This is a genomic window from Pyramidobacter porci (assembly GCF_009695745.1).
In the GTDB taxonomy this organism is placed as follows: Bacteria; Synergistota; Synergistia; order Synergistales; family Dethiosulfovibrionaceae; genus Pyramidobacter; species Pyramidobacter porci.
Genome location: NZ_VUNH01000006.1, coordinates 133,311 through 146,128 on the forward strand (window position 1 = coordinate 133,311; position 12,818 = coordinate 146,128).

Genomic DNA, 12,818 nt, shown 5'->3' on the forward strand with positions numbered 1-12,818 from the left:
TATTGATACAGTAAAAAATGCATTTTATAATTTGCACAATAGACGAATTCGTCGATATACAGCCTCACTTTTATACAGCACAGCAGAGAACTAACGTTAAAGCAAGCCTGTCAAAAAAGTAGGAAGGAGGGAAATAGCGCGACTCATTGTTGGCTGCCGCTCATCCATGATCGAAAAAGAAGGGGGATAGTATCTTGAATAGCAATACTTTCGCAGTTTCAAATTCATTGGGGTTATGGTTGGCATGTTGTCCGATTATTGCCGTCATGCTCGTTCAGGTATTTATATTTATGAAAAAAGCATGGGATATTGGACCAAAAATCGGCGTAAGCAAAGAACAAATGCTTCGTGGTCTACGCAGCGGCGCTATTACCTCGATCGGCCCGGCGTTTGCCATATTGGTGGCCTTAGTAGGATTAATCGCAACGGTAGGTAGCGCGATTGCCTGGATGCGTCTATCAGTCATCGGCGCCATTATGTTTGAAGGCTTAGCGGCTTCCAATGCGATGACAGAGCTCGGAGTAGTTATGGGAGATGGCAAATTTACTCTCACGGTTCTTGCCTGTATCGTGTGGGTCATGGGCTTGGGTTCTTCCGGTTGGCTCATTGTTACAGGACTTTTTACGCATAAGCTCGAAAAAGCCCGTATGGCGCTAGTAGGGGGGAAAGAGAGCTTATTGCCTATTTTTACGATTTGCGCCATCTTGGGAGCTTTTGGCTACAACGTGGCCCGGTATACGGTGGTACTAAGCCGTTCATCGGTCGCTGCACTTGCAGCGGCAATTTGCATGATCGCTCTTTCGCATCTTGCAAAGTCAACAAATAAAAAATGGATTGGCGAATGGTCACTTGGAATCGCCATGGTGACTGGCATGTTTATTGCTGTTATCGGGGCTTAGCCGGGAGGTGTGAACGATGGGGAGCGACAACACAAAAGCGATTTACGAAAACGAATTAATCAATCCGATCATTCGATGGGGCCGTTTCACCAATATTTTAGCCTGTATCCTCGCATTTTCTCCAGCTGTCTACTTGGCGGTGTTTTGGAATGCAATTCCTCCAATAAGTGCGGTCGTACATTCGTCTTTAGCAACCATACTCGGTTTCTCTGCCGTATTTTGGTTCGTCGAACCTATCTCATATTTTCCAATCTTAGGCATTCCTGGAACGTATATGGGGTTTCTTTCAGGAAATATTTCCAACATGCGGGTCCCCTGTTCCATAATGGCCCAATCTGCGGCTGAAGTAGAAGAAGGTACTATGGCTGGTTCCGTGATCTCGGTCCTTGGCGTAGGAATATCAATTATTGTCAATATGATCGTTATGTTTGTCGGAGCGTTTGCCGGAGCACAAATCATTGCAGCTTGCCCGGTATCCGTAAAGAACGCATTTGCTTACATTCTACCTGCGGTCTTTGGCGGCGTCTTCGGGCAGTTTGCCCCTAAGAATTTTAAGATCGCAGCGTTCGCGCTAATCATCGGTTGTGTTTGCGTAAAGAGTTCGTTCCTGCCCGTTTATATAGCAATCCCTTTGTGTATCTTTTTGACAATTTTTGCCGGCATTAAAACGCACAACCGCCAGCCCCCTAGACATGACTGATACCCAAGGCTCTGAAAGGAGAGGCACCAAATGTACGATTATATCTTGAGACATGGCAAAATTATGGACGGCACAAACAATCCATGGTATTACAGCGACGTCGGCATCAAGGATGGTCGTATCGCTGAAATCAGCCGCGACATTACCGAAAGCGCGGCAAAGGTTATCGACGTTTCGGGATTGGCCGTGGCTCCCGGCTTCATCGACATGCATACGCATACAGAATTGACATACCTTGTAAAACCCGATGACAACTGCAAAATCTCACAGGGCGTAACAACAGAAATAGGCGGGCTCTGCGCTTTGTCACCTGCGCCCGTAGATGACATCACACGCGCTCCTATCGAAAACATGAACAACCCGCTGCTTGGCGTCCATGGTTTGAAATATGACTGGAATTCGATGGCTGAATTCCTTGATGTGCTAAAAAAGAGCAAACATGTCACTAATATCGGCACTCTCCAAGGACATAACGCAATCCGCACCATGGCAATGGGCTTTGAGGACAGGCCGCCAACGGAAGCAGAGCTCAAAAAAATGATGGCGTTGCTCCGTGAGAGCCTGGAGGCAGGAGTCTTTGGATTTTCTACAGCAGGCGTCCAATCTCCTTCCAATTTTGCAGATACTCCTGAATTGCTCGCTCTGTGCAGTGTTGTCGCGGAATACGGCGGCATATACGAGACCCATCTTCGCAGCGAAAGCAATGCCATGCTCGACGCCGTGGCAGAGACGTTGCTTATTGCTAAAAAGACTGGCGTACGCGCTCAAGTTGCTCACCATAAAGCGAGCGGCAAGATCAACTGGGGAAAGTTGACAGCTTCTCTGCGAATGATCGACGAATCTCGGCAAATGGGATGCGACACAGGAGTTGATATGTATCCGTACACTTACGCCAGCTTCAATCTGGAGGCTCTTCTTCCGCCGTGGGTTCGCGGTAACAGCACGTCTCAAGCGATCGAAATCCTGGCTGACAAATCGCAGCGTCCGCGTATTCTCAACGACATGCAAAACGGCATTCTTGGTTCTGGCTGGGAAAGCGTATATCAGTGGTGCGGCTTTGAGGGGATCCATATCGGCGCCGTTGCCAAACAGAAAAACATGTCCTTACAGGGCAAAAGCATTGCGCAGATAGCAAGAGATCGAGGCTGCGGCAGTATCGATGTTGTATGTGACATTCTTTGCGACGAAGGTTTTGGAGTGTTGATGTTGTTGGACTTTGGCTGTGAAGAAGATATCGAGACAGCTCTGCGCTATCCTTTTATGGCGCCTGTAACTGATGCGCTGACAACTCATCTACATGGCGGCGGCAACCATCCGCGTATATTTGGCACTTTCCCCAAAGTTCTTGGGCATTATGCACGTGACCGCAAGTTGATGAGCATGGAAGAGGCTGTACGCCGTATGACTTCGCTTCCCGCCTGTCGACTCGGGCTCAAAGACCGCGGCTTGCTTTTCCCCGGGTACGCAGCTGATATCACGGTCTTCAATCCTGATACGGTCATCGATACGGCGACTTTGGAAAAACCCAAGGAACTGGCTGCCGGCATTGAATATGTTTTTGTTAACGGCGTGTTGGGATATAAAGATAAACAGATCGTTGACTTAGGAGGCGCCCTACTACTGCGTAAGGGCAAAGCCCACCGAAAGGATTGATTCTTCTATAACTGCCGCACTTCGCGCCGCCGCTTACCGCTGATTTTTCTTGAGAAAAAACGAGAGGCATCCCGCTTGAATGCAGGATGCCTCTAAGTAAATATCGTTTAAACGATCAACTTCTTGAACATCTCATAATATAGATCAAAAAGCAAGTTAGCGCTGACATTCCAACCTTCTTTCTGCACGTAAAGATTGCTTACGAAATGCAGCGTATTATTGACGCGGTATAACAACATCAGCTCGCTCATTTTCTTGTCTTCATCAAAATGAGGGGCAACCAACTTGATTGCGCTAACGATCAATTGAATTGCTTCGTCTTCTACCTCGTAATACAAGTCATAAAATGCCTGAGTATCGTTTGCCAGCTCCATCGCCATCATCAGAAAAAGCTTGCTTTGTGATGTTTGATCCATCATTCTATCGACAAAAACGCGGGCTAATTGACGGCAAACTTCGTCCTTTGTCGCACGGGGACGGACTTTGAGTTTCCCGTATAAATAGTTAAAATTTTTCATACGAATCAGATCAATGAGGATATTCTCTTTATTTTTATAATAATGGTAAAAGCCGCCCTTGGAAAGAGATGTATTTTTTATGATATCCTCCATCGTTGTATCGCGATATCCTTTTTGCAAAAACACTTCCAGCGCCCCAAGCAGGATCTCGTTTCGGCGTTCCTCTCGGGTATGACGTTCATATGGCATTTTTGCTTGCCCCTTTACATTTATTTGATGAATTTCACGCCAACAGTCGTTTATTTTAGCACATTATCTTCTGTCCATAGAGGTCAATGAGGCGGTTCTCATCTTCATAGACCAAGGGGAGCCGGCTCTTGCTTTTACGGGGATTCTGAAATTATCTTTTTTTTCAATTTAGAGGACACGTCCAACAATCGACCGCCAGCTGTTTTTGAAGAATGTTCCTCTGCAACGCTCTCATGCTTCTTCGTCGACACCGTCGTTTTCCGGCGGCGCGAGTTCTACGAGGTGTTCCACGGCGTCGAGGCGGCGGCGCAGGACGCGGGTGCGGCGGCCGGTCTCTTCGATGGACGAGGCGGCGGCGTTGAGCTGGCGCCTCGCTTTGTCGAGGGCTTCGCCGAATTTGCCGAACTCGCCGCGCACGGAGGCGAGGAGTTCCCACACTTCGCCGCTGCGCTGCTGGATCGCCAGCGTACGGAAGCCCATGCGCAGGCTGCTGAGCAGGGCCGCCAGCGTGGCGGGGCCGGCGACGACGACGCGGTACTTGCGCTGCAGGCGTTCGGCCGCGGCGGGATCGCGCAGTACTTCGGCGTACAGCCCTTCGATGGGCAGGAAGATCAGGGCGAAGTCGGTGCTGTGCGGCGGCGCGATATACTTCTCGCAGACGTCTTTCGCCTCGCTTTCGAGCACTTTGAGCAGGCCTGCGCGCGCCGTGCCAGCGGCCTGTTCGTCGCCGCACTGCGAGGCGTCGCAGAGGCGGTGATAATCTTCCAGCGGGAATTTGCTGTCGATCGGCAGCCACACGGGCGGCGCGCCGTCCTCGCCGCCGGGCAGGCGCACGGCGTACTCGACGCGCTCCTGCGAATCGGGGCGGATCGCCACGTTGGCGGCGTACTGCTCGGGCGAGAGGATCTGTTCGAGGATGGCGCGCAGCTGCACCTCGCCCCAGGAACCGCGCACCTTGACGTTGGTGAGCACGCGCTTGAGGTCGCCGACGCTGCCGGCCAGGCTGCGCATCTCGCCCAGCCCTTTTTGCACGGCTTCGAGCTGGCGCTGCACGAGCGCGAAGGAGCTGCCCAGGCGCTTGTCGATGGTTTCCTGCAGGCGTTCTTCCACGCCGGCGCGGATTTTTTCCAGCTGCGTCTGATTTTCCTGACGCAGGCCCAGCAGGTCGGTCCGCAGCGATTCGAGGCGCTTGTCCACGGCGGCGTTGAGGTCGCCGCTGCGCTTTTCCAGCCGCTCGATGCGGTCGGCCTGTAGGTCGCCGATGGCGCGCACCGACTCGGTGAGGCTCATCGAGCTGGCGCGCAGCGTTTCGTTCAGCTCGCGGCGCATTTCCGAATTTCGCCGCAGCGCCTCCTCGCTCTGGTCGGACAGTTCCTGCTGGAGCAGTTCCATGAGCAGGTCTTCCGTGGCGATGCGGCCGCGTTTCTGGATGAAGATAAAGGCGACGCAGGCGGCCGCCGCTCCCAGCGAGCAGACCGCCGTGATCCAGGGCAGATAGTTTTCCATGCGTTCTCCCGATTTCGTAAAGATGACGTTCTTTTCCTCATTGTAACACAGAAATAAAATATCAGTTTCCATAGACTGTTGTTTGTTGACATATTTGTCCAGCCGTCGAGGGCGCCATTGGCGACGGGATGAGAAAAACAAGAAGCCGCCTCGGAAAAACGACCGAAGCGGCCTCTTATAAATTCTCGATAGAAAGTATTAACATAGTTTTCTGGGCGTTGCGGGGGGCAGTCGCTCGGGACTGCCTCGACTGCCGCGCAGTCCGCCCGGCCCGCTGTGTGGATCTCTCTCTCCGCGTCAGGCAGGCGGTGATCACTGCCGCGAGAAGGAACTCCGCCTGCGTTTTGTTCCGCAGCGTCGATTTTCATCCGCCGGATTTTGAGGTATACTGAACAAAATTCGCTGGCAGAGGAGGTGCGTCGTGGTCAAAATTCTCGATTTCAGCGTGCGGGCCAATCCGCTCGGCACGCCGGAAGCCATCAAAACGGCGCTGACGGCCGCCATTCGCGAACAGTGCGCCGCGCCCGTCGACCCGGACTTCACCGCGCTGCGCCAGACCATCGCGCTGCGCCACGGCGTGCAGAGCGGACAGATCGCCGTCTCGCAGCGCGAAGAAGAGCTGATCGCGCTGCTCGCCGCCAGCGCCGGCGGAGCGCGCCGCGCGCTGCTGCCCGTGCCGTGTCCGCGTTCGTACGAGCGCGTCCTGAAACGCTGCGGCCTGGACGTGAAAAGTTTCGCGCTGCCGCTCAAGCACAATTACCGCATTCCCCGCGGCGCGCTGGCCGAAGCGCTGGACGGCTGCGACCTGCTCGTCCTCGGCAATCCCGCCTTCCCGTCCGCCGCGCTCATGCCGCCCGCCGAGCTGCTGTCGGAACTCGACCGCTGGCTGGGGCGCGGCGGCTGGCTGATTCTCGACGAACGGGCCGTCGACTTCACCTACGGCAGCATCACCAACTCGCTGTGGTCGGGCGTGCGCCGCGAACCGCGCGCCGCGCTGATCCGCTCCTTCACCGATTCGCTGGCGCTCGCCCTCTGCCCGCTCTGCTACGCCGTCGGCGGCGAAGGCTGGATCTCCGCCCTGCGCGCCCGCCAGTTCGCGCCCGCGCTCAGCCCGCTTGCCCATTACCTCGCGCCGGCGCTCGAACGCATCATGCCCTTCCGTTCCAGCACGGTCGACGTGGTCACGCGCCTGATGCCGCGCCTGATCGGGCGCCTGCGCCGCATCTCCGGCCTGCGGCCGCTGCCCAGCGACGCCAACTGGGTGCTCTGCCGCCTCGAACGCGACGACATCACCGCCCCCGAGCTGGCCGCTCAGCTGCGCCGACGTTCCATCCTCATCCCCCCCTGCATCGACGAGCGGCACTTCACGCTCGGGCTGCGCGTCCCCATCGAGACCGACCGTTTCATCAAAGCCGCGCGCGAGATCCTGATGCCGAGAACGAAAGCGTGATTCGAGAAAAAGCGCGGCCGCCTGCCGGAAGAAATTTCCGGCAGGCGGCCGCGCCGTATTTTATGGCCCGCACGAGTTCAAGGCGGAACGGGAATCATTTTATGGCTCTGCCGATTTTTTTGTCCAGCCGCCACTGCGGCACCGCGCCGTCGTCGCCCCAGTACTCGTCGAGGGAGACGATTTTGCCGTCCCGCACGTGGAAGAAGGAGACGACGTGAAAGGACGGGCCGCCTCCCGCGGCGAAGACGCGGACTGCCGTGACGATCAGCTCGCCGCTCCTCTCGACCCGTTCCACTTCGCCGTCCCACGCGCCGGGATATTCGCAGTTGACCTCGACGAACTCTTCGGCGCTGAAGGCTTCGTTCGTGTTGTGCCAGCGCACGCGGGCGCCGGGCGCGAAGAACCTCCGCATGGCGGCGGCGTCCTGCCTCAGCGTCGCCTTCCAGAAATCGCGTATTTCCACGTGGACCGCCTCGCTTTCACCGTTTGCGGTTGTCGCCGCGGCACTGGTCCGCCGGGTATTTGCGCGCGTTTTTCGCCATTTTGCGTTCCAGCGCGCGGCCGAGGTCGATGCCGTTCATCTACGCGAAGCGCAGCACGAAGAAGAACACGTCGGCCAGCTCGTCCTCGATGTGCTCGCGCGTTTCGCCTCCGGCCAGCAGCGCCGCCTGCTGCTTTGCGCTCATGAAGCGGAAGATCTCCAGCAGCTCGCCGGCCTCAGTGGCGATGCCGATGGCCAGGTCTTTGGGACTGTGAAACTGGTCCCAGTCGCGTTCTGCGCAGAAACTGCGCAGCCAGTCGCTCAAAGCGCGCAGGCTGTCGTTGTCCGTCATGTTTTCACCTCCGTGACGCTTTATTTTTATACGAGAGACGCCGTTTTGACAAGACGGTCTTTTGCTCCATAAAAAACGCCCCGATCCCGAGGGATCGAGGCGCTGAAAGGTCGCAGAGCCTTTTCCCCACGCGGGGGAAAGGTTACTCGCCGAGCAGGGCGGTTCTGACGTAACCGGTGGCGTTGCGGACGAGCAGAATCTTCTTCTCGCCGCAGCCGGCGATCACTCGGTAGCTGCCGTTGCTCTTGCAATACTTTGACGCTTTTCTCAGTCTTTCATTGTACGACATATTTCTGTTGCTAACCTCCATATTTCCGTTACCTGTTACGGTACTGCTGTGCCGCCGCCCGAAATATCTGCGTTCCCGTAGCCGAACGCTTTCGACCGGGGGCGGTTCTTCAATGCTCATAGCATTATCATAGTATTCTACCACAGATTTGTTTTTCCGCAAGAGGCACTATCGTGTTCAGCGATAATGTCACTCGTAACCGTTCAAAGAAAGTGCCACGTTGAGAAAACGGGCTTTCGATCGAGCAATATAATACTAGGGCATCAGCAGATTGGGCAACCAAGTGGAAATCTGCGGCACCAGCGTCAGCACGATGAGCATGACGACCAGCGCGGGGAAGAAAGGCATGAAGCCTTCGAAAACCTCTTCGATCTTCTGATGCGTAATGTCTGCGAGAATATACAACCCCATGCCGACAGGCGGAGTGGCGATGCCGATAGTGAGAGCGAAGCACATCAGTACTCCCAGCTGGATCGTGCTGACGCCGAGTTTTTCCATCAGCGGCAGAAGGATGGGCGTGAGCAGGATCATGGCGCTGGAAGCGGACATGAAACAGCCCAAAACGAGAAGCAGCAGATCGATCAAGATAAGCACAAGGTACTTGTTCTGCGTCAGGCTGAGAATCAGCGTCGCCAACTTGGTGGGCAGCATCTCCATGGTGAGGATGTAGGACATGGTGGAGGCGAAGCCGAACAGAATCAGGCTCGAAGCAGCCATGATCATCGAATCTCTGACGGCGTTCCACAGCGCATTCCAGTTCAGCGTACGGTAAACGACGCCCAGCAGCAGCGAGTAAAGCACGGCCACGACGCCGGCTTCGGTGGGGCTGACGGAACCGGATGTCATGCCGATAACGATAATGACGGGAGCCAGCAGCGACCAGACCGACTTCTTGAAGATATGCCAGCGTTCTTTCATAGAGGTGTAGCTGCCGCGCGGAAAAATATCGGGCCGTTTGATGGAGATGCGCACGCAGACAAGCATCAGCGCCAGGCTGATGACGACGCCGGGAACAATGCCGGCGATGAACAGCTTGGCGATGGACGTGTTGGTAACGACGCCGAACATGATGAAGAACACGCTGGGCGGGATGATCGGGCCGACCATGGACGACGCCAGCGTGATGCCCGTGCTGTATCTCAAGTTATATCCCTTGTCGGTCATGGACTTGATCTCGATCGGCCCGAGCGCGGCGCAGTCAGCGGCGGCTGCGCCGGAAATCCCGGCGAAGACCATGGAACACAGGCAGTTGACGTGCGCCAAGCCGCCCGGCCAGTGCCCCACGCAGGCATTGGCGAAATTGAAGATCTGATCGGCGACGCCGCAGACGCCCATGATGTTGCCGGCCATCATGAAGAAGAAAATGGACAGAAGGCTCCAGGACATGGAGCCGTCGATGATTCCCTGCGCGATTAAGTACAGCGGCAGATCCCCCAGCCAACAGCCCACGGCGACCGACGTACCCATGGCGACAATGACCGGCGCTTTGAGGAACAGCATGATGATCAGCGTTGAAATAAGACCGGCGGATACCATTTACCGCCCTCCTCCTTCGGGCGCAGAACCGGATTTTTCGATTTTACCGACGGCGATGCGGTGCAGGTTGTACAGGCCGTTCCAAATGACGGCGAAACTCAGCAGATAGACGGGCAGCAGGTTGGTCTCGGGCGGGAAAGGAAGGTACTGTTCGGGCGTCCCCATACCGACCAGACCGGTATAGTCGTATGTGGCGTACAGCAGGATAAAGCCGAAAACGACGCAGACGGCGTTAATGGCAAATTCGGTAAGATGCCGCAGCGTACGGGGAAGATAATCCACGATAATGCCGACACGGGTCTCGGTGTTCTTGAGGAAATGCGAGGCGACGCCGGGAATGATGGAGAACAAACCCAAAAACGTCAGCAGTTCCACCGTCCACGCGACAGGACGCCCCATCATGCGTGAAACGATCTGGAGCGTGGCCGTTGCGATCATGAGGCAGCCGTTCAGGGCGAGAATCCAGTCGATGATTCTTGCGATCTTTTTAGCCACAGGGATCTCCCTCTCTCAAAAGATTCTCTTTAAAATGCGGAGCAGTGTGTCAGGGACACTCCGCTCCGCATCGGGCAGACGGGAACGCGAACTTACCGGATGGCGCGGATACGTTCGGCAAATCCTTTGGGGATGTAATTGCTGTTCTCGAGTTCTTCGAGGAAGCTGTCCATCTTCGCTCTCCATGGGGCGAGATCGACTTCGATGATCTCGACGTTGTATTCTTTCTTCATGAGCTCGATGATTTCGGCGCTACGTTTGTTGGCCTGTTCGGTCACGTAATCGCCGGCTTTGTCGATTTCGTCGAGAAGGATTTCCTGCTGTTCCGCTGTCAGTCGCTGGAATTTACGGTCGTTCATGACCACGGCGACCTGCTGAGGGTATTCGTTCGTGACGGTCAGGTAAGGCGCGACTTCGCAGAACTTTTGAAAATAGGCGTCGACGACCGGGCACGTGACGGCGTCCACTGTGCCCTGTTTGAGGGCGAGATACGTCTCTGAATAAGGGATGACGGTGACGGCGCAGCCAAGGGCTTCCCAGGCCTTGACGCTGGTGGGGTTGGAGTTCATGCGCAGTTTCAGTCCCTGAAGGTCTTCCAGCGAGCGGATCGGTTTGCGCGAGGCGATGACCCTGAAAGGACCGCGCAGCCAGTTGCGCTTTCTGTCGACGACGCGAAGTCCCGCTTTCTTGAGCAGCGGCTCCTCGATTTCTTTCTCGACGTCGCTGAGCAGAAAACGCCGGTAGTGCTCGTTGTCGCGAAACAAGTAGGGCAGCGAGGACACGCGCACGAGGGGCGAGTACATATCGTAGTAGCCGTAGCCGTCGGCGTAGAAATCCTGTACGCCGCGGACCATGTTCTCGATCTGTTTCTTGTTGTCGCCGAGAACTTCGCCGAAGTAGCATTGAATCTCCACTTCGCCGCCGGTACGAGTCTTTACGTTCTCGGCCATCGTTTTCAAAGCCTGGCTTTCGTAGTGATCCTCGATCATCTTGTTGCCGAGGCGAAGTTTCGTCACGGCTTCGGAAGGAACGGAGTTCATGGCGGCACAGACGCAAAGCAGGAACAGGGCGATACGTTTCAACATCAGAATACTCTCCTTGTTCGAAATTCACCGCGAATGGTTCGCTGTGTTCAGTGACAGAGAAAGGACCTTCGGTGGAAATCACTCAGCCGGCCATACGTAAGCGCCCGGCTGCCGGTTTTTGAGGCTGGGCAGCTGTTCGCGGATCTGATTTACATAATCGGGGTCGATCTCGGCGTAGATGATCGTCTCGCGATCTTCGGCGCAGGCGACCGTGACGCCCCAGGGATTGATGATCATGGAACGGCCGTAAGCCTGGAACGCCGGCTTCTTGCCGATCTGAGCGGGAGCGACCACATAGCATTGATTCTCGATGGCGCGGGTTTTGAGGATGCATTCCCAGTGGTCCTTGCCCGTGAACAGCGTGTAGTTGGCTGGCACGAACATCACCTTCGCGCCTTGAAGGGCCATGATGCGGTACATTTCGGGGAAGCGCATGTCGTAGCAGATCGACAGCCCTACTTTGCAGAACTCGGTGTCGGCGACGACGATCTTATGCCCCGGTTTTTTCGTGTCCGACTCGCGCGTGGAAGGTCCGTTCTTGATCTCCACGTCGTACATGTGGATCTTCTCATAACGGGCGGCCAGCTCGCCCCGAGGATTGTAAAGCAGCGTCGTGTTGTAGAGCTTGCTCTCGCCGGGAATGACTTCGCCGATACTGCCGCAGTGCAGCCAGATCCTGTGCTGCTTGGCCTTGGCGGCGAAGAATGCGCTCATCGCCCCGGGAATCGGTTCGGCGCTGGCAAAAACGCCGTCTTTGGGTCCGCAGTAGTGAATATTCTCCGCCATGGCGACGAACTGCGCGCCATGAGACGCCGCCTCGTCGACCAAACAGCCGACCTTGTCAAGATTGGCTTTCTTGTCGGCCTGCGAGTCGATCTGCAGCACGCCCATTAAAAATTTGCTCATGGTCGGTCCTCTCCTTATTTGGCGTTTTTCTCGAAATATTCTTTGATCAGAGCGCCGGCGCGGGTTACGTCAGCCATATGTTCGCCCTTGGCAATGCGATTCTTTTTGCCGGGCTCGGCGTTCTGAATCTCGATGGCTTTCTTGCAAACAGCCGCGGCCTCGTCGGCGGGAAGCGCCACGAAACCGTTTTCGTCGGCCACGATGATGTCGCCTGGATTGATCGTCACGCCGCAGCAACTGACAGTCGTATTGATCTCGCCGTCAAGACCGAACAGGCGCGTGGTGATGGCTGACAGGCGGCGATATAATACGGCCAGTCCCATCTCGCGGATCTCTTCGATGTCTGTGGCGGCTCCGTCGACGATGACTCCTTCTACACCGCTGACGTGCAGCGCCCAGGAAACCACTCCGCCCAAAGCGGCGTACTGCTGATCTCCGGCGCGGTCGATCACAAGCACGTCGCCGGGGCCGACCATTTCGGTGACTTTGTGCAGCAGGGTGGAATCATTGGACGCCAGCCTGACGGTCACGGCGCGCCCGGTGAACCTTTTGCCCGGAAGGGAGATAAAAAGCGGCGCATTGTTAAAACCGAAATTACGGAAGTGCCCGATTGTCGCCGGCTCGGCCTCCTCGATGGCGGCAAGTTCCTCATTGGACAGCGTGACAACGTTGGGATTGATGATCATTGACGATACGTCTCCTTTTATTGAGAATAAACAGAACGCGAACAGAAAAACCAGCCTTGCGCTAATATAGATA

At 55.7% G+C, this 12,818-nt stretch carries 14 protein-coding genes; 4 read left to right on the top strand and 10 right to left on the bottom strand.

Annotation, left to right across the window (positions count from 1 at the left end):
- Nucleotides 1–194: 194 nt before the first annotated feature.
- Genes FYJ74_RS06825 through FYJ74_RS06835 form a run of 3 tightly spaced genes read left to right on the top strand, consistent with a single transcriptional unit; the run spans nucleotide 195 to nucleotide 3,252 of the window.
- Nucleotides 195–899 carry a DUF5058 family protein gene (locus tag FYJ74_RS06825; protein ID WP_154528831.1) on the top strand — a complete coding sequence of 235 codons (705 nt, stop codon included), beginning with the start codon at nucleotides 195–197 and terminating at the stop codon, nucleotides 897–899.
- A 16-nt stretch (nucleotides 900–915) separates the two neighbouring features.
- The gene (locus FYJ74_RS06830) at nucleotides 916–1,599 is read left to right on the top strand and encodes a hypothetical protein (protein ID WP_154528832.1); all 684 of its coding nucleotides are present in this window, start codon (nucleotides 916–918) and stop codon (nucleotides 1,597–1,599) included.
- A gap of 30 nt (nucleotides 1,600–1,629) precedes the next feature.
- Nucleotides 1,630–3,252, top strand: coding sequence for an N-acyl-D-amino-acid deacylase family protein (locus FYJ74_RS06835; RefSeq protein WP_154528833.1), 1,623 nt, complete (start codon nucleotides 1,630–1,632; stop codon nucleotides 3,250–3,252).
- Nucleotides 3,253–3,359: 107 nt separating this feature from the next.
- On the opposite strand, the gene FYJ74_RS06840 is transcribed toward FYJ74_RS06835, so the two are convergent.
- Together FYJ74_RS06840 and FYJ74_RS06845 are read right to left on the bottom strand one after the other, a co-directional pair.
- Entirely contained in the window at nucleotides 3,360–3,959 is a 600-nt protein-coding gene (locus tag FYJ74_RS06840) for a TetR/AcrR family transcriptional regulator (protein WP_154528834.1), read from the bottom strand.
- Between the two features lie 231 nt (nucleotides 3,960–4,190).
- A complete protein-coding gene (locus FYJ74_RS06845) occupies nucleotides 4,191–5,465 on the bottom strand; it encodes a DNA recombination protein RmuC (protein WP_154528835.1) in 1,275 nt (424 codons plus the stop codon).
- Between the two features lie 421 nt (nucleotides 5,466–5,886).
- On the opposite strand from FYJ74_RS06845, the gene FYJ74_RS06850 reads away from it, so the two are divergent.
- Nucleotides 5,887–6,915, top strand: coding sequence for an aminotransferase class I/II-fold pyridoxal phosphate-dependent enzyme (locus FYJ74_RS06850; RefSeq protein ID WP_195838839.1), 1,029 nt, complete (start codon nucleotides 5,887–5,889; stop codon nucleotides 6,913–6,915).
- A 94-nt stretch (nucleotides 6,916–7,009) separates the two neighbouring features.
- Here the strand turns inward: FYJ74_RS06850 and FYJ74_RS06855 are convergent, their stop codons facing one another.
- The 8 genes from FYJ74_RS06855 to FYJ74_RS06890 all read right to left on the bottom strand — a co-directional run bounded on the left by FYJ74_RS06855 (nucleotide 7,010) and on the right by FYJ74_RS06890 (nucleotide 12,745).
- Nucleotides 7,010–7,378 (bottom strand): nuclear transport factor 2 family protein, encoded by a 369-nt coding sequence (locus tag FYJ74_RS06855; protein WP_326830896.1) that lies wholly within the window; start codon nucleotides 7,376–7,378, stop codon nucleotides 7,010–7,012.
- 118 nt (nucleotides 7,379–7,496) lie between these two features.
- Nucleotides 7,497–7,748: a nucleotide pyrophosphohydrolase gene (locus FYJ74_RS06860; RefSeq protein WP_229769394.1), complete on the bottom strand. Its 252-nt coding sequence runs from the start codon at nucleotides 7,746–7,748 to the stop codon at nucleotides 7,497–7,499.
- Nucleotides 7,749–7,890: 142 nt separating this feature from the next.
- Nucleotides 7,891–8,037 (bottom strand): hypothetical protein, encoded by a 147-nt coding sequence (locus FYJ74_RS06865; RefSeq protein WP_154528837.1) that lies wholly within the window; start codon nucleotides 8,035–8,037, stop codon nucleotides 7,891–7,893.
- Between the two features lie 255 nt (nucleotides 8,038–8,292).
- Nucleotides 8,293–9,573: a TRAP transporter large permease gene (locus FYJ74_RS06870; RefSeq protein WP_154528838.1), complete on the bottom strand. Its 1,281-nt coding sequence runs from the start codon at nucleotides 9,571–9,573 to the stop codon at nucleotides 8,293–8,295.
- Nucleotides 9,574–10,068, bottom strand: a complete 495-nt coding sequence (locus tag FYJ74_RS06875; protein ID WP_154528839.1) for a TRAP transporter small permease — start codon at nucleotides 10,066–10,068, stop codon at nucleotides 9,574–9,576.
- A 92-nt stretch (nucleotides 10,069–10,160) separates the two neighbouring features.
- Entirely contained in the window at nucleotides 10,161–11,153 is a 993-nt protein-coding gene (locus FYJ74_RS06880) for a TRAP transporter substrate-binding protein (protein ID WP_154528840.1), read from the bottom strand.
- Nucleotides 11,154–11,231: 78 nt separating this feature from the next.
- The gene (locus FYJ74_RS06885) at nucleotides 11,232–12,059 is read right to left on the bottom strand and encodes a carbon-nitrogen hydrolase family protein (protein WP_154528841.1); all 828 of its coding nucleotides are present in this window, start codon (nucleotides 12,057–12,059) and stop codon (nucleotides 11,232–11,234) included.
- 14 nt (nucleotides 12,060–12,073) lie between these two features.
- Complete coding sequence (locus FYJ74_RS06890; protein WP_195838840.1) at nucleotides 12,074–12,745, bottom strand: RraA family protein; 672 nt, start codon at nucleotides 12,743–12,745, stop codon at nucleotides 12,074–12,076.
- Nucleotides 12,746–12,818: the final 73 nt, after the last annotated feature.

What these genes read in the sequence shown, in the direction of transcription:
- FYJ74_RS06830 (WP_154528832.1), top strand. Translation starts at nt 916, where the DNA reads ATGGGGAGCGACAACACAAAAGCGATTTACGAAAACGAATTAATCAAT.
- FYJ74_RS06880 (WP_154528840.1), bottom strand. Translation starts at nt 11,153, where the DNA reads ATGTTGAAACGTATCGCCCTGTTCCTGCTTTGCGTCTGTGCCGCCATG.
- FYJ74_RS06835 (WP_154528833.1), top strand. Translation starts at nt 1,630, where the DNA reads ATGTACGATTATATCTTGAGACATGGCAAAATTATGGACGGCACAAAC.
- FYJ74_RS06890 (WP_195838840.1), bottom strand. Translation starts at nt 12,745, where the DNA reads ATGATCATCAATCCCAACGTTGTCACGCTGTCCAATGAGGAACTTGCC.
- FYJ74_RS06885 (WP_154528841.1), bottom strand. Translation starts at nt 12,059, where the DNA reads ATGAGCAAATTTTTAATGGGCGTGCTGCAGATCGACTCGCAGGCCGAC.
- FYJ74_RS06870 (WP_154528838.1), bottom strand. Translation starts at nt 9,573, where the DNA reads ATGGTATCCGCCGGTCTTATTTCAACGCTGATCATCATGCTGTTCCTC.
- FYJ74_RS06860 (WP_229769394.1), bottom strand. Translation starts at nt 7,748, where the DNA reads ATGACGGACAACGACAGCCTGCGCGCTTTGAGCGACTGGCTGCGCAGT.
- FYJ74_RS06865 (WP_154528837.1), bottom strand. Translation starts at nt 8,037, where the DNA reads ATGTCGTACAATGAAAGACTGAGAAAAGCGTCAAAGTATTGCAAGAGC.
- FYJ74_RS06845 (WP_154528835.1), bottom strand. Translation starts at nt 5,465, where the DNA reads ATGGAAAACTATCTGCCCTGGATCACGGCGGTCTGCTCGCTGGGAGCG.
- FYJ74_RS06840 (WP_154528834.1), bottom strand. Translation starts at nt 3,959, where the DNA reads ATGCCATATGAACGTCATACCCGAGAGGAACGCCGAAACGAGATCCTG.